This window comes from Bartonella sp. AP11XZML (assembly GCF_042196445.1).
Lineage (GTDB): Bacteria > Pseudomonadota > Alphaproteobacteria > Rhizobiales > Rhizobiaceae > Bartonella.
This window is the reverse complement of the sequence record NZ_JBHIQF010000015.1, coordinates 15,915-38,632: the sequence shown is the minus strand read 5'-3', so window position 1 is coordinate 38,632 and position 22,718 is coordinate 15,915. Positions and strand designations below refer to the sequence as shown.

The 22,718-nt window shown below is 38.2% G+C and carries 17 protein-coding genes and 1 pseudogene; 11 read left to right on the top strand and 7 right to left on the bottom strand.

Translation table 11 applies throughout. The annotated features are described in order from the left end of the window. Positions 1-92 precede the first annotated feature (92 nt). The 6 genes from ACFIMG_RS01065 to ACFIMG_RS01040 are packed head-to-tail and all read left to right on the top strand — an operon-like array spanning position 93 to position 3,776. Positions 93-347 carry a hypothetical protein gene (locus ACFIMG_RS01065; protein WP_375678312.1) on the top strand — a complete coding sequence of 85 codons (255 nt, stop codon included), beginning with the start codon at positions 93-95 and terminating at the stop codon, positions 345-347. A 15-nt stretch (positions 348-362) separates the two neighbouring features. Then, positions 363-1,460, top strand: a complete 1,098-nt coding sequence (locus tag ACFIMG_RS01060) for a TM0106 family RecB-like putative nuclease (RefSeq protein WP_375678313.1) — start codon at positions 363-365, stop codon at positions 1,458-1,460. Then, entirely contained in the window at positions 1,435-2,604 is a 1,170-nt protein-coding gene (locus ACFIMG_RS01055) for a ribonuclease H-like domain-containing protein (protein ID WP_375678314.1), read from the top strand. Before ACFIMG_RS01060 ends, ACFIMG_RS01055 begins: the two co-directional genes overlap by 26 nt. Before the next feature lie 57 nt (positions 2,605-2,661). Beyond that, positions 2,662-3,117: a hypothetical protein gene (locus tag ACFIMG_RS01050; RefSeq protein WP_375678315.1), complete on the top strand. Its 456-nt coding sequence runs from the start codon at positions 2,662-2,664 to the stop codon at positions 3,115-3,117. Beyond that, positions 3,101-3,460, top strand: a complete 360-nt coding sequence (locus ACFIMG_RS01045; protein WP_375678316.1) for an AAA domain-containing protein — start codon at positions 3,101-3,103, stop codon at positions 3,458-3,460. The genes ACFIMG_RS01050 and ACFIMG_RS01045 overlap by 17 nt, the downstream gene beginning before the upstream one ends. Further along, entirely contained in the window at positions 3,453-3,776 is a 324-nt protein-coding gene (locus ACFIMG_RS01040) for an HNH endonuclease (protein ID WP_375612865.1), read from the top strand. Before ACFIMG_RS01045 ends, ACFIMG_RS01040 begins: the two co-directional genes overlap by 8 nt. Before the next feature lie 721 nt (positions 3,777-4,497). Here ACFIMG_RS01040 and ACFIMG_RS01035 read toward each other — a convergent pair. The 5 genes and pseudogenes from ACFIMG_RS01035 to ACFIMG_RS01015 all read right to left on the bottom strand — a co-directional run bounded on the left by ACFIMG_RS01035 (position 4,498) and on the right by ACFIMG_RS01015 (position 10,194). Beyond that, complete coding sequence (locus ACFIMG_RS01035; protein ID WP_375693552.1) at positions 4,498-5,718, bottom strand: MFS transporter; 1,221 nt, start codon at positions 5,716-5,718, stop codon at positions 4,498-4,500. Continuing rightward, a complete protein-coding gene (locus ACFIMG_RS01030) occupies positions 5,711-5,956 on the bottom strand; it encodes a hypothetical protein (RefSeq protein ID WP_375677673.1) in 246 nt (81 codons plus the stop codon). Before ACFIMG_RS01030 ends, ACFIMG_RS01035 begins: the two co-directional genes overlap by 8 nt. Positions 5,957-7,081: 1,125 nt before the next feature. After that, positions 7,082-7,411 (bottom strand): annotated as a pseudogene (locus ACFIMG_RS01025) (YqcI/YcgG family protein). A 390-nt stretch (positions 7,412-7,801) separates the two neighbouring features. After that, the gene (locus tag ACFIMG_RS01020; protein ID WP_375678318.1) at positions 7,802-9,007 is read right to left on the bottom strand and encodes an ATP-grasp domain-containing protein; all 1,206 of its coding nucleotides are present in this window, start codon (positions 9,005-9,007) and stop codon (positions 7,802-7,804) included. Then, positions 9,004-10,194, bottom strand: a complete 1,191-nt coding sequence (locus tag ACFIMG_RS01015; protein ID WP_375678328.1) for a hypothetical protein — start codon at positions 10,192-10,194, stop codon at positions 9,004-9,006. The genes ACFIMG_RS01020 and ACFIMG_RS01015 overlap by 4 nt, the downstream gene beginning before the upstream one ends. A 1,094-nt stretch (positions 10,195-11,288) precedes the next feature. Here ACFIMG_RS01015 and ACFIMG_RS01010 point away from each other — a divergent pair. The 3 genes from ACFIMG_RS01010 (at position 11,289) to ACFIMG_RS01000 (ending at position 13,746) form a co-directional block, all read left to right on the top strand. Continuing rightward, positions 11,289-11,495: a hypothetical protein gene (locus ACFIMG_RS01010; RefSeq protein ID WP_375678319.1), complete on the top strand. Its 207-nt coding sequence runs from the start codon at positions 11,289-11,291 to the stop codon at positions 11,493-11,495. 73 nt (positions 11,496-11,568) lie between these two features. Next, positions 11,569-11,934, top strand: coding sequence for a dTMP kinase (locus ACFIMG_RS01005; protein ID WP_375693555.1), 366 nt, complete (start codon positions 11,569-11,571; stop codon positions 11,932-11,934). Between the two features lie 600 nt (positions 11,935-12,534). After that, on the top strand, positions 12,535-13,746 hold the full coding sequence (locus ACFIMG_RS01000) for an MFS transporter (RefSeq protein WP_375678320.1): 1,212 nt from the start codon (positions 12,535-12,537) through the stop codon (positions 13,744-13,746). 319 nt (positions 13,747-14,065) lie between these two features. Here ACFIMG_RS01000 and ACFIMG_RS00995 read toward each other — a convergent pair whose 3' ends face one another. Both ACFIMG_RS00995 and ACFIMG_RS00990 read right to left on the bottom strand, forming a co-directional pair. Continuing rightward, positions 14,066-14,335, bottom strand: coding sequence for a hypothetical protein (locus ACFIMG_RS00995; RefSeq protein ID WP_375678321.1), 270 nt, complete (start codon positions 14,333-14,335; stop codon positions 14,066-14,068). 2 nt (positions 14,336-14,337) lie between these two features. Beyond that, the gene (locus tag ACFIMG_RS00990; protein WP_375608751.1) at positions 14,338-14,784 is read right to left on the bottom strand and encodes a hypothetical protein; all 447 of its coding nucleotides are present in this window, start codon (positions 14,782-14,784) and stop codon (positions 14,338-14,340) included. 494 nt (positions 14,785-15,278) lie between these two features. On the opposite strand from ACFIMG_RS00990, the gene ACFIMG_RS00985 reads away from it, so the two are divergent. Both ACFIMG_RS00985 and ACFIMG_RS00980 read left to right on the top strand, forming a co-directional pair. Next, a complete protein-coding gene (locus ACFIMG_RS00985) occupies positions 15,279-15,785 on the top strand; it encodes a helix-turn-helix domain-containing protein (RefSeq protein ID WP_375678322.1) in 507 nt (168 codons plus the stop codon). A 982-nt stretch (positions 15,786-16,767) separates the two neighbouring features. After that, on the top strand, positions 16,768-22,485 hold the full coding sequence (locus ACFIMG_RS00980) for a Vomp family autotransporter (RefSeq protein ID WP_375678323.1): 5,718 nt from the start codon (positions 16,768-16,770) through the stop codon (positions 22,483-22,485). Positions 22,486-22,718 lie beyond the last annotated feature (233 nt).

The following is a 22,718-nucleotide window of genomic DNA, read 5'->3' as shown; positions in this document are numbered from 1 at the left end:
GCCTTCTCACTTATAATTTGGTCATTAAGATGTAAAATATTCTAAAATGTTCATAAGCACAAGGACAATGATAAAAAATGGCAGGGATGTAAGTGCAGCAATACGGTAACGATCAGATTCTCTACTCACCATCGGACTTGGTCACCTTTTTGGGGTGTCACCATGCGAGCTTCCTTGATGTGAAGGCGCTAAGCGAGAGCATGGATAAGGCCGAAGCCAGCACTACAGCTCAGCTACTGCAGCAAAAAGGCTTGGAACATGAGGCGGTGTATCTCCAGCAGCTTAAAGACGAAGGTAAATCCGTCGTTGAAATCCCTAAAGACTGCAATCTGCAAGATCGTGCCTAGCTAACACTGGAGGCCATGCAGTCCGGTGCGGATGTCATTTATCAGGTCGTTTTCTTTGTGCCGCCTTGGCGGGGTGATGCTGACTTTCTGATTAAGTGCGATACGTCGTCAGACTTAGGGGATTTCAGCTATGAGGTGCTGGATACCAAACTGGCGCGAACGGCTGAGCCCAAGCATATCATGCAGCTTTGCGTCTATTCTGAGCTGCTGACTGACCTGCAAGGATTGCGCCCGGCTGATATGCATCTGTTTCTGGGCGACCATGAAAAACACAGCTTCCGCGTGGCTGACTTTTTCTATTACTACACCCGCGCCAAAGGCCGCTTTGAAAGCTATCTGCAAAACCTGCCTGCGGACTCATATCCTGAGCCTTGTGGCCATTGCAATTTCTGCCCGTGGCGTGATGGCTGCAAAGCGCAGTGGGAGCAAGATGACCATTTAAGCCTTGTAGCCAACATTCAGCGCTCACAGATGGACAAGCTACGGAAGGCTGGTATCCGCACCGTTGCAGAGCTTGCCGCCACTGCACCTGACACCAAAATCCCTGATTTGAGCCGTGATGTATTTTTACGCCTGCGCTCCCAAGCTGTCCTGCAACACCACAAAGCCACCACTGGCGAGAATAAATGCGAGATCATTCTGTTTCCTCCGGGCAAGGGCTTTACCCGTATGCCAGTGCCGGATAATGGTGACCTGTTCTTTGATATGAAAGGCGCTCCGCTTTACCCGAATGGCTTGGAGTATTTGTTTGGGGTGTATTATTTCAAAGATGGCAAGGAGCTGTTCCTTCCGTTCTGGGCGCATGACCATGAAGAAGAAAAAGAGACCTTTAAGCGCTTCATGGGCTTTCTGGCTGATCATCTTGCTAAACACCCACATGCCCATATCTATCATTACAACCACTATGAAACCACAGCCCTGAAACGATTGGCCTGCCGTTATGCGGTCTGCGAAGAGCAGCTGGATAATCTGCTTCGCAACCAGAAATTCATTGATCTGTATCTGGTGGTGCGTGAAAGCATCCGCACCTCTGAACCCGGCTATTCCATCAAAAACATGGAAACCTTCTATATGGACAAGCGTGCCAATGCTGTGGCGACCCGCCGCCGATAGCATCATCGTCTACAACGAATGGCGTGAAACAGGTGCTGATGAATTGCTGCAAGAGATTTCTGATTATAACGAGGTGGATTGCGTTTCCACGCATTTGCTGCGTGATTGGCTGCTGACACTTAAGCCGGAAGATGCGCCGTGGTTTAAGGGCCTTCCGGAATATGCCGAGGAAGAAAAGCTACAGCGCAAGGACTGGGAAATCGAATATGAGGATTACCAAACCCGCCTTGGCGTGATCGAGGATAACCCACCGCCGATCAATGAGCGGCTATCGCATCTGCTGGAGTTTCATAATCGGGAAGCCAAGCCGCAATGGTGGAGCAGCTTTGAACGGCAGAACAAATTTGAAGATGAGCTGGTTGACGATACGGAGTGCCTTGGTGGCCTGCGGCAAGTTGGCAGCCCCGAGCCTGAAAAGCGTTCCCTGATATACAGCTATTGCTTTCCTTCACAGGAATACAAGCTGAAGGTCGGCGCTCAGGCTGTTGATATTGCTGTCATGGAAAATGCAGGCACGATTGTTGAAATCGATGAAGATGCCTGCATTGTCAAAATCAAGCGCGGGGTCAGCAAAGAACCATTGCCGGAAAGCCTATCAATTGGCCCACCGGGACCGATTGACAGCAAGATCATCCGCTCCGCTATTTACCGCTATGCCGACCATGTGCTGGAAGCGCCAGAAGGCACTCATGCCGCGACAGAACTACTGGCGCGAAATGTACCACGCATTCAGGGCAAGCAGTCGGGCGAAGCGGTTATCACCTCTGATGATCTGCAAGGCGATGCGCTGGAAGCCATCGCGGCATTAGATAACAGCTATCTCTTTATCCAAGGTCCACCGGGCGCAGGTAAGACTTATACCAGCAGCCATATCATTGTGGACCTGATCAAACGCGGCAAGAAAATCGGCGTTACCTCCAACTCGCACAAGGCCATTCACAACTTGCTGGAAAAAGTGGAAAGCGTTGCCGCTGAAAAAGGCGGGAACTTCCATGGCATCAAAAAAACCAGCAGCGGTAATGATGAAACCGTCTTTGATGGGCAATTCATCCGCTCAGAAACCAAGATCGAGAATATGAGCCTTGGCACTGATCTGTTTGCGGATACCGCATGGACATTTGCCAGCCCGCACTTTGATGGTTAGCTGGATTACCTGTTTATTGATGAGGCCAGACAAGTTGCGACCGCCAATGTGGTGGCGATGGCCACCGCGACCAAGAATATCATTCTGGTAGGAGATCAAATGCAGCTTGGTCAGCCTATCCAAGGCACTCATCCGGGCGAGGCTGGATTGTCAGTGCTGGAATTCTTGTTGGGCAATTATTCCACTATTCTGGCTGAGCGCGGCATCTTCCTTGGCCAGACACGCCATATGCGTCCAAGCATCTGCCAGTTTATTTCTGATGCCTTTTATGATGGTCGCCTGACTGCTCATGAAAGCACTGCTGAGCGCGGCCTGAATCTGCAAGGCGTTGATCTGCCCAATGCAGGGATTGTCATGATCCTGGCAGAGCATGAAGGCTGCTCACAAAAAAGCGTTGAGGAAGGCGAGATCATCAAAACCAAATATGATGCCTTGCTTGGCCAAGAGTTTACCGACCGTAATGGCATCCGCCCGATCCACCGAGGACGATATTCTTGTGGTCACGCCATATAATGTGCAGGTCAATTATCTGCGCTCCATCCTGCCGGACAATGCTAAGATCGGCACCGTTGATAAGTTCCAAGGCCAAGAAGCGCCGATCGTGCTGATTTCTATGGTGACATCCAGCGCCGAAGATCTGCTGCGCAACATTGAGTTTCTCTACAGCAAGAACCGTTTGAATGTTGCCGTGTCACGCGCACAGTGTTTGGCGGTCGTGATCGCTAATCCAAAATTGCTGGAAATCCCATGCGACTCTGTAGAGCAGATGAAACTGGTCAACACATTCTGCTGGCTGGATGAGTATGCAGCCTCTGGAGATACGCAACAAATTCCGAGGAGAAGTAACCTTGGCTAATAACTGGAACATTCCTGATTGGTTGGAAAAAGAAGTGCGGGATCGTGATAAGATTTGCGTCTATTGCAGGTCAGAATTTACGCCAGTAAACGTTTCCAGAAAAACGGCGGCAAGTTGGGAGCATATCATTAATGACGCATCCATAATCACACGGGAAAATATAGCGCTCTGTTGTTGTGGATGTAATTCAAGCAAGGGACAAAAGCCTTTGCTTGAATGGCTTAATTCTAAATATTGCTCTGACAGAAATATATCTAAAGATTCTGTTGCTCCGATTATTAAGACAGCAATAGCTACAGCACGTTGCGGTGAATAACTGGCTTAATCACCGTATATTTTGCGGCGATTATCCGTTTCCAATGAAGGCAAGGCAGGATTCGAACCCTCGGTATAGTACCGTAGTAATCTGCATTAAAGGGTTCATGCTACCCAGTATTTGAAATGCAAACCCTCAGTACCGTAGCAACAAAAACCTTGATTTTGTTATCTTTCAGGACGATTATTGTTGCAACTCAATGGTAGGTGTAGAGGATTCGAACCCAAAGGGGGTCAATACCCCGCCATTAATTTAAAACGAACTTTCATATGCTTGATATGACATAGTTTAAAAAGCTCAGCATTTGCAGGATTTTTTATTGTTTGAAATTGACCAGTTCGCGTCGATCTATGCCTATCATTATGTACACCTAGAAATTGCTGTTGAATTTCCATGAATTTTATACTTTTTAAGCTCCTCTCCTCTCGATCTTTAAATAACCTGATCTAGCATAAACGATCTCTTCAAATATCATTAAAGGATTTTTGCCATTATCACTAACTTCTGGTAGAGCTTTTAGAATTAATGGTGATCATAGTGCTATTTGCAATTTCGTTGATTAACGGGCTAAATGCGTTTTATCCACATGAGAGGTAACGAACACCTCAGCTTTTCTCACGCAATGTGCTCATTTAAAATTAATGTCATGAATATTTGTACAAAATTTTTATCTATACGATAATCAAAAAAAGGCTGACGTAATATAATAATTGAACATCATTCATGCGGCGCTTTCTTTTATCTTTAAGCTTTGTATGTAAATAGATAGTCCGTGCAAAATAAATAAAGGGGCGCAAAAGCCTATAAATACACATAGGACGTATAATATAGAAAATGAAAAAAAATTTCCTGCATATAAAAGCACAATAGAGAATAAAGCTGTTATGATGCGTACACTGGCATCACCTGCCAAAATCACCTCGGCTAAATTTTCACTAGGTGTGATAGCTTGTCCAATTGTTATTCCCGATACCCTAAAATAAAATTGCCCAATACCTAATAAAAACCCCATAATATAAAGGGAATATTGAGTAAAATTTAAATATAAAACAAAAGAGATTGCGATCACGGCAAAAGCCGGTGCCCCCCATACAAAAAAACGAATTAAAGATGGAAATTTCCGTAAATAATAAGATGAGATAAGACCATTGATCACAAAACCCAGTGCTGACAAAGCAAAAATAGAATTTTGAATAGCTGTAAATTTTATATTATCTGATGTTATAGAAGCAAGAACAAGTGGCAATAAAACAATAGGCCCCGTATAGAGAGAATTATTCAAAATACGATTAATCGTTAAAAACCGCAACGCAGAAATCCGCCAAAGGCATCTAAAACCAATTCCATAAGCCTTTTGAGATGGCTTTTTTAATAGCTCTTTTACTCTGTTTAGGTGTTGTATAGACTTTATACGAAACCATAAGCTGGCATTCAAAAGATAGATAAATACAATAAAGGCTATGGCTATTTTGTGCCCCAAATGCGCAATTATAAAATATATAAGCAACGGGGATATAATAACAAAAAACTGACAGCAACTAGTATAAAATGCAAAAATTCCAGCTTTTTGTTTGGGAGCTGGAACTAGCAGATTCAAGGCACTATTGTTATTTGGATTATCAGCCCCCATCAAGAGAGCAAGTAAAAAAAATACAAATAAAATAAGTACTGGATTGTTCATAAATAATAAGAAAGACAATAAACAAGCGCAAGTAATTTGACTATAAAACCCAATTATAAAGCCTTGATAGTGCGCCAACACGTTTCCCAAACATAAGCCAGCAATTCCAATTGCGATTAAATTAACGACATTTAAAGTAGCAGACGCTTCTCCCGTTGTATCTTGGAATTGTAACAAAGAAAGGCCAATAGATAATACACCACTAGCACAAAAACTCGTCAAACAACCAATCACAATCATAAGAAAAACAGAATTACGCAATAGCCTCTTTCCTTTTAAACAGAGACTCAAGCCATTTTATGATTTTCTCCATTGTCGAATATGGTTCGGTACTAAATTCCAGTTTTTCATAAAAGTTTAGTTCAAATGCGTTATAGGCACTTATTTTTTGAAAGTCATCTGTCAGCATGAATTCTATACTTGGTAACGTTGTACCTATAGATTGAGATAAATAATAGGAAATTACTTTCCAATACATATAGGTACGCTCTCTTGCCAAATAATTTTCCAAGGCATATTTCAAGTGACAACCACTTAAAATATATTTCGGACAATGGTGCAACGGATAATAAATACAAATAGCACCGGCTTCATGTCTGGGACAAGAAGAAATATTAATATTTTTATCATTTCATAATATTATAAAAACGCTCAGTGAGCAGATCTTCCAAATTTAGTCTAGTCACAACAAGATTGGTTGCTAATTTTTGAGAAACATGAGACCAAGCCAATCTACTGTTAAAGTTCTAATAACCTTTAAGTCAGATTCTGAATAAGCTTTTTTAAAATTCTCCACCCATATGTCTCTGTGACATATAATAACGGGCTCATCTCGTCTGAATGAACAAGATGTAATTCTAAACCAATATTATCACAAAGTTTTGAGCTCTTGAATTCTCCGTATCCTAATCTGGTATTCCTAAATCATCATAGGAACTAAGAATTTTTAAGTATTCCAACTTTTATTAAACTTTGTAACAATCTATTGGAATCTCCCCTTCACTGACTTCGACAATTATTTTCTCACCACTACAAGAACAAAAAATTATCTTTGAATTTGCTTACTTTTAGAAAAAAATGAGCAACACTCTTTCTTAACTATAAGAAACACGCTCTCTACCTTTTTCTTTATGATTATCAAAAAACTATCCCGTTACAATTAACCATCAATTATTAGGAGAATATTCTGCGTTTAGCCTAATAAACTGTTATAATCAATGTTTCTCTCTGTTCTAAAAATCAGAGTTTTTTCTCCTAGAGATACTCATAATTTCTTTACAATTTTTCCAAAAAAAGCCCCCCTTTAGCATTGCTATTAATACGATCATCCTGAGAAGTTTTATACATACACACTTCATTATACGGAATTCTATGTATTTTTTAACTTACTCAACTAACAAACATCTTTTAATGGACAAAATAAATCACGAAATTTGTGTGCTGTCACAATTTGAAAAACAATCATATATCTCCCTTTATAATTAAGAGAGTTTCATCGACCTGGTGAATATGCCAATCGTGTATTTTTTTTGGAAAATCCCTTTGAATCTCTATCGAGCCTTGTTTTGGCAGTATCATTTTTAATATATCATAAATATTTTTATTTAATTTAATTTTAGAAAACTTAGTCATTATCGTGTTTCATTAGATGATATGAGCAAGGTAGGGATTCAATAGTGTTGTCTTGCAGAAAATATTGCGTCCATTCTCTATTTTGGGGGTCGCCATATTTTCCTAAAAAAGGAGATTTTGTGATAATATCAAAAGGTTCAAGCTTTTTTTCTACAACGAGAATGCATTTTGTTCTGCAGAGGGAAGATTATAAAAAAACACTTAAGCTGGAAAGTTAACATAAATATAGAACTTACTTAATTCTGTTTATATAAGACGGGGTATTGCAAACTATGAATATAGGTTCGCTATGAAAGCAGAACTCCCATAGACGATTGTACATATTTTTTGTATATACTTAGGTCATTCTCGGTTGTCAAAAGCTCGCAAATTTTTAAGCATAGATCAGAATTTTTCTCTATAAACTTCGATACTTTGTATGGGGCTGGCTCCTCGAATGCAACAAAAGATGTGTTCTTTCCAAAACTTTTATAATTATCGCAATAAGTTATCAGGTTTTCCATTATATTTTTTGAGGTTAGCTTGTTGTAGAACCCAAATCTAAGCATATTTTTAAGTATCCATTTACACCGAATAGGCAGAAAAGGCCTAATTGTGTTATTCATGGTTGCATTGAATTCTTTAAAAATGACTTGCTTCCATTTTTAATATTTGTCTATATTTTCAATTATTTGCGCTTCTGAATCCATGTTTTCCTCCCAATTGCTGTATTTTATAAGAAATTGCTACGAATGATCCTCTCCAAAGCTGATAATTCATCATCACTGTGTCCCCAAATTGCTATAATAGCTGGGCAGGTATTTAAATCGATGGTTAGGGGGAGGGGCTCGTTTTCTTTAAAAAAGAGCATAAAATGAACCACATTTTCCCAAGAATGAAGCTTTTGCTGCCATACGTTAACATCTTTTATAATATGACCGTCGATCTCGTTGATAAGGAAGATAATACGCCCTTTTTTCTTAAAGCGACTTGGGGTTTGCGAAAACACGCCTGCAATAAGGTTAACGGAGCTTTCAAGTAAACCATCTTCATAGCAATGCGCGAACAAGGTGGGTGCAATTCCTCCGTGGAGGCGGGCTCCTACTTCGATCATCACTGGACCACGAGCTGTTTGCATGATTTCCATATGCGCAGGTCCATATTCAATCTCCAGCGCGCGAATGCATTGTTTTGCATAAGAGATAAGAGGGGCATAAGAGGGATCTTGAGAATCAAGTACATCAAGCGTTTCATAAACAAAAGTACTTCCATTATGAATACCTTTTTTATATCGTGACAAACTACATATTTTTATAGCCTCTCCCTTTACAACGGCATCGACGATGTATTCCTCTCCCTCCAATCTTTCTTGAAGCAAATAGGCCTCGTTAGGTGCGCCAAAAATATTTTTTTTCTTCCAGTCGATTTCAGAGGCCCACGTTACTACTTCCTCAAGATTAGAGAAAAACAAAACACCATCACTCCCTGCAGAATCATTTGGCTTTACCACATAGCCGCTGTGGCTTTCAAAACCATCGAGAGTACAATCGTTTTTTGTAAGAATTTTTGATCGGATGTAAGATAAACCATTTTCACAAAGACGTTTTTGCATCGCTGCTTTTTTCCGTCGCCAATCGGTAGTCAAGGGGTTATTCCCAAGACAACCATAATAAGCCGCCAATTGCTCTGCACAATAGATACCTCTTTCGGCACCCGCTATTACAGCCTCTATCGTGCCGATAGGAAAGCGTTTCTTTATCTCATCTACACTATGAAGCTTCGCTTCTGCCATGCCCTTTCCCTGATAAGAAAGCATAAAGTGTGAAAAAGGAGCTGCTTGAGAGACAACACCATAACAAGCATAGCCTAATTTTTGCAAAGCAGGGCCATAGAGGGCACCCGTGGAGAAAGGGTCGACAATAAGAATAGGTTTTCTCATACTTTGTTCCGCTGTGATAAAAGGAAAAGAACATAAATAAAGATTATTAGCCCTATAAGGGGCAGAAGATAAACAGCTGCTTGAGGACCCATAAGGGCAGAGCTTGTAAGAAGACCAAGAATGACATAACCTGCCGACTGGGAGAGAGTATAAAGCATGCCGCTATAGCTTCCCACCAGCTCTGCTTGAGCCTCTGTTTTGGTCGCTTCAATCGTATGTTTGCGGGCATTAATTCGCATGGTATTCATTGAAAAGCCAATAAAAAAGCAAAAGACCACAGCCAAATAGGGCGATTGTGTGGTGCTAAAAATAAGATCAGCTACGCTCAATATAAGGGCTGGGAGAATAAATTCAAAACGAGGGATTTTGATAAAAGCAGCCAAAAAAGCGCCCATGCCCGCAACCGCACTGCAAAGCCCATAGTATTCAGAGCCAAAATTTTTCACACTCTGAAAAAGAATGGTTGCCAGCGTATTATAAGCGCAAATATGAAAGCCAATAAGTCCTATGCAGACGCATAAAAGTTTAAGCTCACGGGAGAGTCCATCCGCTTGCGGTGTAGGTGCTGGCTTCTTACCAGTTGCAAGTGCTGTGGTATCTGTAGCGTTGTATTCATCGCAAAATATAATATATCCGGCTATAAGGCTTATAATGATGTCAAACACACAAAGTGTCACAATCAAACCATTATAACCGATTTCAGCCGCTGCCCCTCGAGGGCTGGTCGCTTCTAAGAGATAACCACTTAGTGCTGCTCCCAAAAATGCGCCAATTTGCACCACTGTTTGCATAATGTGGGAAGCCTTTTGGGCGCTAATATAACCACTAAGTGCTAGTTTAGTATTATAAGTCTCGAGTGTGCTTAAGGTAATCAAAGAGAGATAGCCGATAGAGATAGAGACAGCGATAAAACCAAAGGGGGAATCAGCGTAATGGAAAAGAGCAATCAATAAAAGAAGGCTATAGATAATGATCCGCCTTTTGTATAAATCGACCAACCGCAGTGAGGCTTTAATGCGCACAAGACCGCTTTTTTTCAAAAGATAGGGCATAAGGGTGCCCAAAGCCATGGTTACGCCCAGGAAAACCGATGAGGATGTTATGCGATAAGCATTCCAAAGATTACTTAAAAATAAAACCATATCAGAAAGATACAGCAGGACAACAAGCCCATAAAACCGAAACATCAGTTGTTTGTGCACATTATCCCCCCATGTTAAATACACATGCTATACATTATACATTTTTACAAAAAGCTAATATATGTGTTGTTAGGCATGTCAAGTTTTTTCGATAGAAGCATGATACAGATTTGAACGATAACGTTTATCATAGCGATAGCTAATTTTGGAGAAACTGAGAGCGGAGGCGGTTGGTATTTTTACTGTATCTCTTGTGAGGTGCTTTTCCAATGAGGAGTTTCTTCGCTAAATGACCAGTATAGCTATGTTCTTGGGAGGGCTGTGTTTGCACTCTTAAGATTTCCTCCATTTATACTCAAGGTTTAGGTTTTTCTATTGACCGTTGTTAGATGTTGTTGTGACAATAAACTTCGTTATCTATCAGAAACATTTATGGCATTAGCGCTAAGGTATTGTATTAAAACCTTTACATGGTAGTCTGTCTGATAGAGAGGTATTATTGGTTCAGTTTTAGGAGGCTTTATTACGGCTGATTTGGGCGTCGTCGTTGTTTGAGGTCTTATTATAATATTCTTAATTTCAGTTTATGAATATACCGAAAAATATAGTGAAACATTTGATTTAAACGCTTTTGCAAGGCATATTTCAATATCTCAGCGATGTTTTCCAAGAATTGCTCTGCTGCTTTTTGACGGGATCGGATATCAAATGCTTATAGCGAGGGCAGTGGTTTGAGAAAAGATAGAGCTGATTTCATTAGATTTCTATGTAGAGCAATCCAGTACCAGCTCTTAGGACAATAATATACTGAGATCGAACTCATTTCTATACATTTACACGACGCTATAGGAGTAATCCTCAGAAACTCTACTAGAATTCGTTAAAAAAATGGCTGGGTATGGAGTGTGATCAAAAAAATATATTTTTTACAAATACTTAATCTCATTTTAAGTTGTCTAAAATATAACTTTATCTTAAAACTAAGTCTATATACCGCCATTTATCATAAAGTTAATAAGTTATACAAAATGCGGGAGTATTGCGTTTTTCTGTTTAGAGACGAGTAAAAAAACACCTTATTAAACATTAAGAGATTTTAGACATAAAACAATTTAACTTATGGAGAGTATATAGACAAAATGTATCTTGATAAAAAAGTTTATAACTCCATGCGGTCTTCAAAGAAATTTTCTGGTTCTTTTATTGTCTTATGCGGGTTTGATGGGAGTGGAAAGACAACACAAACAAAAGAAATTGCTCGCCATTACTCAACAGAAAGACATATAATACAAACTTTTAACACAGTTATTGGTATAGAAATAATCCAGAAATTAGAGATTACTTAGATAATGGAAAAGCAATTGATCCGTTGCTTTTAGCACTCTTAGCAAGGCAGATAGACGCAAACATACGCTTGAAATTATTGAACCTTCCTTAACGTCATCGCAAAATTTATTAATTAGCGATCGATATGTTTATTCTAGTCTTGCTTATTTTTATGCTCGAGAGCTTTCTGTTGAAAGTGTCGTTAAATTAAATCAATCTATTCCAAGACCTCATATTACATTTTATCTTCATTTACCGCCCATTACTATACTGGAACGGTTGCAGAAAAGGGATGGTTTAAACTTAAAATACGAAGAAAAACTCTCTTTTATTGAAAAAATTTACAAAGTATACAAAGTTTTATCGGAAATAGATGAGCGGTTTATAACAATTGATGGAACTACTCCTGTTTCTTTAATTCATCATCAAATACGACATCATATAGATAAGTTTTTTTGATTATGAATAAAATCATTTATTAATCAATTTATCCACGATAAATCCTCCTTTATGTATTCGTACTCTAAATCTGAAACTTTAGAGATGTGATTGCAATAATTTAACTGCTCAGGAAAAATATCACGTTATATATTTTAATTAGAAAACTAACTGTAATGGGCTTGTTTTAAAAGATTTAGAGAAGGGGAGTAGAAAAGTTAGCAATATTTATTGTGAGGATAATAGTATGTTTATTCTTTTAGAGACGAAGTGTGGTGATAGAAGAACGACATGGAGGAATATACTCGAGCATATTTTAGTGCACAGAATAATAAGGACAATAATGTGAGTGAAGCTTCCATACCGTAAAATTGTTTCACAGATGTATAAAGGTGTAGCTTCTGAATAAAACGCACATAAAATATTAATTTTGTTTTTGTCCATAAATGTTCCGTTTTCATAGAAGAATTAATCATAAAACAGCACAAAGATTGTAAAAGCCTCAAAAAAGAAATTTTGCTTTCTTAAATTTAATGATCTAAAATAAAAATTGTAAGAATGCCTGTTTTTAAACAGGATGTATCATGCATATCGACTGGTATTCATTTTAGAGGATAATTTATGTTCACTTCAAATTTGAAGGAACGCATTGCTTTATTTGAAAATAGAACTTTTCTCTATTTTACTTTGAGCGGCTTATTTGCTACATTTGGAAGTGGACTAAATTATATTACATTGTCATGGCTCGCTTACAATCAGACGGGCTCAATCCGTGGTGTAGCGTTGATGATGCTTTTTCTTTGGACGCCTGGCATTATTTTTGCGCCTATTTTTGGCATATTGGCAGATAAATATAATCGTAAAACGCAGATTATTATTTCAAATCTTGTGAGAGGTTTGGTAATTGTAAGCTGGGTAATGCTTTGGCATTTTGGTATAGAAATTGAATTGATGGTCTTATCTGCTCTTTTGGGTATTTTTATCCCTTTTTATATGCCATCAGCTATTTCTTTAATTCAAAGTATTGTGCTGAAGGAACAGCTCATCAATGCAAATGCGACCATCGATATGGTTTATGAACTTGGCACTATCGTAGGTATGGGCTTAAGTGGATTTATACTGTCCTATGCAGGAACAAAAGGAACTCTTCTAATAGGTGGTATATTCTTTATCATTGCTGGTTTATTTAATTTTGCAATGAAGGTACCTAAAAACCGAAGATCTAAAAAACAAAACCAGCAAAATTGGTGGGAAAATTATACAGCATCCCTTCATTATTTTAAACAGAATCCAGCTCTTGTTGTACCTTATATAAGCCAGATGATTATTATGACTCTTTTGATGACCATTCCTGTTATTCTTGTTCCTTATATACAAGAGGTTTTACATGCGGATAGCACGACCTTTGCAATATTTGAGGTGCTTTATTCTATGGGCGTATTGACAGGTGCGTTTTTTTCACCACTTCTTTGTAAAGTTTTATCCATAAGGAAAACATTAGCCATTTTATTAGCTTTTATGGCTATTGGCCTCGCTATTTTATCTGTTAATACACACAATTTTATTGTTTTTCCTGTTTACTTTATGATTGGATTTGGACTTTCGAGTTGGGCTCTTTCGATTTCTTTATCACAACTCTCTTGTGATCCTGAATACCAAGGAAGATTGCAGGCAAGTTTTAATGGTATCTCTGGATGCTTGATTCTCGGAGTCTACCTCACTATGGCAAGCGATAACAGTAACATATCACCTCAATCGATATATTTTTTTCAAAGCATTGTTGCGTTTGTTGGAATACTCATAGTGCTGTTTTATAAACATGAAAAACAATAAATTACATTTAAGTGTGGTCAATATACGCTATTTTATAAATATCTACGCTGCAGCACATTTCATATTTTGCTTTTAAAGGAGAGTTGAGAAAATGTAAAAGTTGGTGCTTAATGAACAAAGCATAAATTGATGTATGCTAGAGAATACTCTCTATTTTTTGATAATGATCTAAAAAAATTGATGCGTTTCTTTAATTCATCTCACTGTTGTTAAGAAGACGAAAACGTAACACTTTAAATCTTCTTGAAAGTTTTTTGTTTAAGCGTAGTAGAAAGTAAAGCAATAAGGTAATATCGTATCATATGGGGAGAGTATTGTATTATTTTTGTTTTTCAAAATCCATATGAAAAATTGTATCAATTTCATCTTCATTGGAATGAGTATTTCTACGACGATGCAAGGTTTGCACAATCTCTTTTTTTAAAACAGCATCTGTTTCACTTAAACGGTGAATACAGAGTTCCAATTCAAGAGATAACGCCAAATCCACGCACAGTTTAAGCTCTTCTCCAATGTCGAAACCGCGTTGATAGTCGTCATAAAGACCAACTAGTGTATCAGATAATTCTTTATCGCATAAAGAGGTCATGCTTAATTCCTCAACGTTGCGGGTTTCCATGCAGCTTTTTTAAGTATCACTCCACTATCATCACTTAAAATTGCCATGTATACGAACCTCATGGTTTTGTCAATTTTCTGCAAAATACGCGCTTTTAAATCAAAGCCTATTAAAGATTTTATTACTCCAAGATTTTGAAGCGCCCAATTGTAAATATGGATGGCAATGTGTTTACTATAGAATTTATAGCATTTAAAATACATTGCCAAAAGGCTTTTAATATGCGTAGAGGAAGAGTATTCTGACGATAAACCAAACACCCTGAAATCTCTATTGCCAGTTACAGCTAAATCAGTGCCATTAATATATAAAATAAGCAAACAGGGTTTGTAAACGTCTAACTTTTTAATAACGAGTGATAATCTCATTTTTTGTAGAATACCAATTATTTTGCCTATTTTATATTGATTTTTAGACATTGATAAACTTTTTACCTTATAAAAACCTATGGGAAATGCATTAGCATATTTTTGTAATAAGATTTCAGTGGTATATTACACAGCATGAAATGAAGAGAATCGTATTAGGCTTTTTGCTTTTGAAAGAATATGACTGCAACTTTTGAGAAAGCAGTTGGCAAGAATTGGCTTGGCATGCAAACTGATAGAGTTGGCAGTGGCGCATTTAGTTTTTTCATTGGCCTGTGTCCAAATGTTTTTGACTCTGGAAAATAGCCTCTGATAGGCTTGAGTTTTTCCAAGGTTATATTACAGGGGCGCAGCTCAGAAAAATACCACGGCGATTGCATTTTTTGTAATTGTCATAATTTTCGCTCCTGCTTGAATGGATGCTGTAACATCCGTTTTTGTGGGGTTATGTATGTGATAACTGCTCTTCTTAAGGGGCAGTAACAATAGATGTAAATCAATATAATTATTTAGTCAACAATTATATTGATTTTGGAGTGTTTTTTTTGGCTCGTCCGGAAGCAAAACCTAAAACTGAGTTGGCAAAACGTTTTCGTGAAGTGCGTCACGCTCTTGGTTTTACAGAGCGTAAGCAGTTTGCTGAATGTCTTGGTATCACTGCTGGCTCTATAGGAACTTATGAAACTGGTATAAGTGAGCCTACAGCCTCTGCGCTCTCCAAATATCAAGAAATTTGTGGTGTTTCATTAGATTGGCTAGTAACGGGAAATGGTGAGATGTTTTCAGATGTGGCAAAGGCGAAAGCAGCTGGTTTTAAACCGCAGGCGATTCCTACTGGGCTGATGAAAAAGCTGGGACATTTAGTTTATACGACCTATCATGATGCAAAAATAACACTTTCTCCTGAAGATGTTGCGGAATTAGCAGCAGAGCTTTATGGAAGATTGCAAGAGCTTATTCAAAACCTCAATGATATAGAAGAAGTCGAAGCCACTTTGCCACTTTTAAAATTACATTTAAAGCGTAAAATTGAAACTGAAAAGCACATCTAGAAATTTCATAAGATACGAATGAACAGCCTTTAAAAAAATAAAACTTTTTTTATTTTCTGCTGTATAACCAAGTTTGGAATGTGAAAATCTCACGATTTTCGAGTCTCTTATTCAACCTAAAAAACGAGAAACTATCATTATAAATCAATATATTTCTCTGATTAAAGATAAAATGGTTCATAAAAAGAATGACGAGTAGTGATACAAACAAAATTTCTTCAAAAAGAAGCTAATATAGTGCCATTCCTGAAATATTTGTTGGTTGAAGAAAAGATACGGACAACAGTGAAAATACAATGACGATGTTTTGTTCCTATAGAAGGGTAACAGATATATAAGAGAGAAGAACGAAAGACTATTTATAGGCGCGCTTTTGTCTTTTTATGAAGATGATAAGATGAGCACGTTAAAACTTTTTACAGATCGTGCATCATTATATTTAAGACAGATTTCTTTCAAAAAGATATATAATATATTGAAACAGTTTACCTTGCAACAAAAAGTGAGATTATGATGATAATCATTATCTATTACATTGTGCAATAAGTTAAAAAAATCATAAATTTGTGCTTATAAGAACAGCTAATTTATTGAGAAGTATTTTTACAAATTTATAAAAAATAATTTTTACACTCTTGCCATTCTTCTGATGCGCTTTATTTGAAAAGTAGAATTGCTCTTTAGTGAAACTATTTTTGTTAAGAGATAAATCGCAGTATTTTTGAATGGAGATAACGGTATATTTTCAAAGTCTTGTGTTTTTATTTATTTTTTAGCTTGAATCCCTCTAGCTAAAAGGGTTGGGGACTTTTCTAGATTCGATGTTGTTGCAAAGATTGTAGGACGATGCCGTAAAAATAGCGGTATCGTAGGGGGGAGTTTTGTCTTGATTTATTGGTTTTTGAAGTGCGCAAACTAAGGGTTTTGCTATGTGTGTTTTCGCGCGTTGTGATGATGTTGAGCTCTGTAGGAGGAGATTCTTATGAAAAAAAAATATTCCACACCAAATTTAATTAAAGTTGTCTCTCTTAGTACGGTAATGGCCACACTCTTATCGAGTGTTTCTCCCGTTTTTGCGGCGAACCTTGCGATAACAGGACAAACGGTTAAAAGCTCTAATATGCCGCAGGTTGAGTATCCGCATGGTAGTCATGGGAGTGTTGTTTTTGCTGGTGATGATGACTATTGTGGTGCAGACAATGTTATTGGTCGTGGCGGCAAACAACAGCAGGCAATTCCTGATACTGGACGAATAACCGCAGAGCAACAATATAATAGATTTATTACTGATCAAGAGTTTAACGGTCGTCATCCTTATGGTACGACCACTGAACAGGTTATTTGGGGGGGGGATGGATACACGACTAGCACTAATGGTAGAGTTTTAGGTGGTTATATGGGGGGACTTACTGGTGGTATCGCTAATGCTATGCCTGAGGCTTATGGTGTTTATTCTTTTGCAACGGGTTGTGGATCTGCTGCAACGGGTAACTATTCAACCGTATTTGGTGCAGGTGCAACAGCAAAGGCAGGGGGAGCACAAGCTTTTGGTGTTTCCGCACTTGCAAGTGGTATAGCAAGTGTTGCTATGGGTGTAGGCTCAGAAGCATCAGGCAAATCTGCTGTTGCTTTTGGTGGACTTGCAACCGCTTCTGGTAAAAATAGCATTTCTATAGGTGTGCGTTCCCAAGCTACGTTGGATGATGCGATTGCGGTTGGTTCAGATGCAACAGCGAGCGGTATAAATAGTGTTGCTATTGGTAAGTTTGCATCTGCGTCTGGTTACAATAGTGTTGCGTTAGGATTAAAGACCAAAGCAAGTAATGATTATACGGTTGCTATAGGTTCGAAGGCTGAAGCGGAAGCTCTTGGTTCTATTGCAATAGGTGGCGGAGAACCTGCAGAAAATGGGCAGGAAAGAAAAGTAATAGCTAAAGGTAAAAATTCGATTGCTATAGGTTCCCATACTTATGCTGAGACGGCTCATTCAGTTGCAATTGGTATAAATGCACAAGTACATGTTATAGATGGCGTTGCTGTGGGTGGGGGATCTGTCTCTCGTGTTGATGGGAAAGTTTTAGGGTATGATCCTGTAACAAATACTACAACAACAAAAAGTGATCTTGCATGGAAAAGCACTGCAGGTGATTTTAGTGTTGGTAATACTAACCAGAATTTAACGCGACAGATTACAAATGTCGCAGCAGGGAGTAAAGACACTGATGCAGTGAATGTTGCCCAGTTGAAAGCTATGAGAGATGTCATAGCAGGAGGAGGAGCTTGGAAACTTTCTGCGAACGATACAAATCCTATAGACGTGAATTCAGGCAATGTCGTAGATTTTTCAGTGAAAAGTGAAAAAGAAGCGGGAAAAGACAACTTAAAGATTGCAAAAAACACGACAGAGAATAAGCATAAAATTGAATTTACTTTAAATGATCATCTTAAATTGACAAAAGTCTCCACAGGCCAAAGCACGATGAGTGATGATGGCTTTTTTGTTAACGGTGGAAACGGTTCACGCATGACTGTAGATGGCTTTTTTATTAATGGTAATGATGGTCCAAGCATGACTATTGATGGTATTGATGCAGCCAAGCAAAAGATCACAAACGTAGCAGATGGGGAAAAAGATACTGATGCTGTAAATTATAAACAGCTGAAAGCTGTACAAGATGCAACCAAAACGAGTTGGCAGCTTGCTGTTAACGGTGGAAATGCTACGGCTATTGGTCCAAATGGTACAGTAAATTTTCAGTCAGCTGACAATAACGGTGCAAAAAATATCAAGATCGAAAAAGATAAAGATAACACTGTCACGTTTGATCTAGCTGATGATATTCAGGTAATGACTGTCACAGCAGGAGAAAGCATTATGAGTGCTGTTGGCTTTGGGTTTACTGATGGTAATGGGCCGAGCATAACTGTTAATGGTATTCATGCTGGTGATAAAACGATTAAAGGAGTAGCGGCAGGGGAAGAAGATACTGATGCTGTAAATTATAAACAGTTGAAAGACTTTACAGCAGGGATGGCAACAGGTTGGAAACTTTCTGTTGATGGTAACAATGCTACAGATGTTAAAGCTGGGAGTACAGTAGATCTTGTTGCGGATGCGGGTGAGGACGGAAGCAAAAATATAAAAATTGCAAAAGACAGTAATAAAGTCACATTTTCTTTGAATGATACTCTTAAGCTCACGAGTGTCACGACAGGCAACAGCATTATGAGCAACGATGGCTTTAAGTTTGTTGATGGTGGTCCAAGCATAACTGTGAATGGTATTGATGCTGGTGGCAAAAAGATTACAAAAGTGAAAGCTGGTACTGATGATACTGATGCAGTAAATTATAAACAGTTACAAGATTTTACAGCAGGAATTAAAACAGGCTGGAAGCTTTCTGTTGATGGTGATAATGCTACAGATGTTGGGGCAGAGAGCATAGTACAGTTTGTAGCTGCTGCAGATAAGGATGACCACAAAAATCTCAAAATTGTAAGAGGCAATAATAACGAGGTAACATTTGATTTAAACGAATTTATCACAGTTAAAAAAATAAAAGTAGGGAGTGAAGTTACTATAAATAATAGTGGTTTAGTGATTAGACATGGTCCAAGTATAACATATGGCGGTATTGATGCGGGCGATAAAGTAATTAGAAGAGTGGCAGAAGGCATTTTAGATACGGATGCAGTTAATCTTACTCAGTTAAAGATAGTAGAAGAGAAAATAAAAGAAGTAGCGGACAATAGTCTTGTTAAATGGAAAGAAGATCAGAAGCTTATCACTATTGGTGCTGAAAAAGGCGGTACGAAAATTGATATCACAGGTACTGAGGGAGAGCGAACCATTGCAGGTGTAAAAAATGGTGAAATTTCCAAAGACTCCATGGAAGCTGTAAATGGTAGTCAAATTAATACAGTAGCTGGAGATGTTGCAAAATTCTTTGGTGGGGATGCAGCATTTCAGGATGGTGCTTTTGTAGGCCCTAGATATAATCTATCTAAAGTGTCTGCAGATGGTAGCGTAGAACAGAAAACCTTTGAAAATGTTGGTGATGCTTTGACAGAGCTTGATGCGAATGTCAAAAATGTGAATAGTCGTATAAAGTATGTAGATAATAAATTTGATAAGTTCTCTCAAGATGCTTTGCTTTGGGATGATGGTAAACAAGCATTTGCTGCACGTCATGAAAAAGACGGGCGTAAAACAGATAGTAAGATTACTTACCTTTTAAATGGTGATATTTCAGAAGAGTCAACAGATGCAATAAATGGTTCTCAACTTTATAAGATGGGCGATAAGATTGCGAATTATTTTGGCGGTGGTGCTAAATATGAGAATGGAGAATGGATAGATCCTACTTTCAAAGTTTCTCAGCGTAATGAGGATGGCACTATTGTTGAGAAAAAGCATCATAATGTCGCTGATGCTTTTGAAGGTGTCGATAGTTCTATTACGGATATCTATAATCAGATTAACAATGTAACAGAAAATAGCCTTGTAAAGCAGGAGGGAGAAGATGGTCTTATTACTGTGGGTAAAGCAACTGGTGGTACTGAAATCAGCCTTGTAAATAAAGATAATCAAGAAAGAACACTTTCTGGTGTAAAAGATGGAGAACTTTCTCAAACATCAACGCAAGCGGTAAATGGTTCACAGCTTTTTGCTACGGATAAGAAGGTTACAACTGTTACTGACAATCTTAAAACAGTCGCTCAAAATACATCGAAATATTTTGGGGGTAGTACAGATGTACTGAATGGTGTAGAACCAGCTTTCCTTATTCAGGGGAAGACCTATCATAATGTTACGGAAGCGTTTACAGGTGTTAATACTTCTATCACAAATATTGATAATAAGATTTCCGATGTGGTAAAAAATAGTCTTGTTAAGCAAGAGAAAAATACAGATGTTATTACCATAGGTAAGGATACAGCTGGTACTGAGATCAATATTGCGGGATATGCTGGTGTAGCGCGTTCTATTTCTGGTGTTAAGGCAGCAGAGAAGGGTGATGAAGCTGTTAACAAAGACCAACTTGATAAAAGCATAAAGGATATTACGAAAGATATTGAGACAGTAACTGCTGCTGCGGTTCTCTATGATAAGAATGACGATAATAGTGTTAATTATGGTAGTGTAACTTTGGGCGGCGATAAGAACAACGGACCAGTTGCTCTTCATAACATAAAAGATGGTAGCATTTCTGAAAATTCCAACGATGCAATCAATGGTAGTCAGATTAATAAAATATCAGCAGATATTGCAAAGTTTTTTGGTGGTGGTGCAAAGTTCATTAACGGTGCTTTTGAAGGGCTGAAATATACTTTATCCGCTATTGTAGGTGGTGAAGTAGGGAAGGCTAATTTTTACAATGTTGGTGATGCTTTAACAGGTCTTGATAAAAATGTTCAAGATGTGAATCAACGCTTAACGAATGTATCCAATGAGTTTAACCAGAAAATTGAAGATTTCTCTAAAGATGCTTTACTGTGGGATGATGAGGAAGAAGCATTTGTGGCACGTCATGGAAAAGATGGCAAGAAAACAAACAGCAAATTGAAGTATCTTTTAGATGGTGAGATTGCTCAAGGTTCAACAGATGCCATTACGGGCAACCAACTTTATTCCATGAATAACCAACTTGCAAATTATTTCGGTGGCGGTGCCAAATATGAGAATGGCAAATGGACAGATCCTACTTTTAAGATTGTTCAAGTCAATGCTGATGGTACGACTGTTGAGACAGAGCATCATAATGTCGCTGATGCTTTTGGTGACGTCAATAAAAATATGTCAAATATTAATAACCGTATTGATGATGTCATCAACAAGGTCGATTCAGATGCTTTAAAGTGGAATGATAAAGAAAAAGCCTATGATGCTGGTCGCGATGGAAAGCCGAATAAAATTATCAATGTAGCTGATGGTAAAGTTGAAAAAGGCTCGAAAGATGCCGTCAATGGTGGGCAACTTTGGGAAACCAATGAACGTGTCACTGGTGTCGAAAAAGATGTGAAGCATCTTACCAACAGAGTTGATACCATTTCCAATACGATTGCTGATATTGGTGATACAGTTATCAATATTGATGCCAAAGTTGATAACATCAATAATAGAGTTGACGGCATTGAAGAGGATGCTGTTCGTTATGATAGAGATGAAAACGGCAAAAAAACCAATAAAATCACATTAGCGGGGGGGGATGCCAGTGAACCTGTTCTGATTGATAATGTAGCTGATGGTAAAATTGAAAAAGGCTCGAAAGAGGCTGTAAATGGTGGTCAACTTCATGATTATACTAAAGAACAGATGAAGATTATTCTTGATGAATCCAAGCAGTATACAGATCAACGGGTTAATAATATTGTGATTGATGCGATTGATGATGCTGTTGATCGGGCTAAGCAATATACAGATATGAAGTTTGATATTTTAAACTATAGTATTGAGAGTGTGAAAAAAGAGGCCAGACAAGCAGCGGCTATTGGTCTTGCGGTGTCTAACTTACGCTACAATGATACACCTGGAAAATTAAGCGTTGGATTTGGTACTGGTTTATGGCGTAGTCAGTCTGCATTTGCCTTTGGTGCAGGTTACACCTCAGAAAATGGAAAATACCGCTCTAACATATCCGCAACAACTTCTGGAGGTCACTGGGGTATAGGTGCGGGATTCAATATGACATTGAATTGATAATAAACAAAATACATAAAAATTCCTTTTCACCCTTGTCTCATGAGGCAGGGGTGGAATTTTTTTTACGTATGTAAAAAAATATATAAATTGATAAGCGCTAACGATAAATACAGGTTTAAAAAACAGAAAGACCGGACGCTTTCAACAAAATGAACTTCTTATTTCAAAATAAGATAGTGAGTTTTTTCATAAATTATAAGTTTATTATTTTCTTCTTTAATTTTTAAATC

Bases quoted from the DNA above. Each gene is read 5' to 3' on its own strand.
- ACFIMG_RS01060 (WP_375678313.1), top strand. From the start codon at position 363: ATGCAGTCCGGTGCGGATGTCATTTATCAGGTCGTTTTCTTTGTGCCG.
- ACFIMG_RS01055 (WP_375678314.1), top strand. From the start codon at position 1,435: ATGCTGTGGCGACCCGCCGCCGATAGCATCATCGTCTACAACGAATGG.
- ACFIMG_RS01050 (WP_375678315.1), top strand. From the start codon at position 2,662: ATGGCCACCGCGACCAAGAATATCATTCTGGTAGGAGATCAAATGCAG.
- ACFIMG_RS01020 (WP_375678318.1), bottom strand. From the start codon at position 9,007: ATGAGAAAACCTATTCTTATTGTCGACCCTTTCTCCACGGGTGCCCTC.
- ACFIMG_RS01015 (WP_375678328.1), bottom strand. From the start codon at position 10,194: ATGTTTCGGTTTTATGGGCTTGTTGTCCTGCTGTATCTTTCTGATATG.
- ACFIMG_RS01010 (WP_375678319.1), top strand. From the start codon at position 11,289: ATGTATCTTGATAAAAAAGTTTATAACTCCATGCGGTCTTCAAAGAAA.
- ACFIMG_RS01000 (WP_375678320.1), top strand. From the start codon at position 12,535: ATGTTCACTTCAAATTTGAAGGAACGCATTGCTTTATTTGAAAATAGA.
- ACFIMG_RS00995 (WP_375678321.1), bottom strand. From the start codon at position 14,335: ATGACCTCTTTATGCGATAAAGAATTATCTGATACACTAGTTGGTCTT.
- ACFIMG_RS00990 (WP_375608751.1), bottom strand. From the start codon at position 14,784: ATGTCTAAAAATCAATATAAAATAGGCAAAATAATTGGTATTCTACAA.
- ACFIMG_RS00980 (WP_375678323.1), top strand. From the start codon at position 16,768: ATGAAAAAAAAATATTCCACACCAAATTTAATTAAAGTTGTCTCTCTT.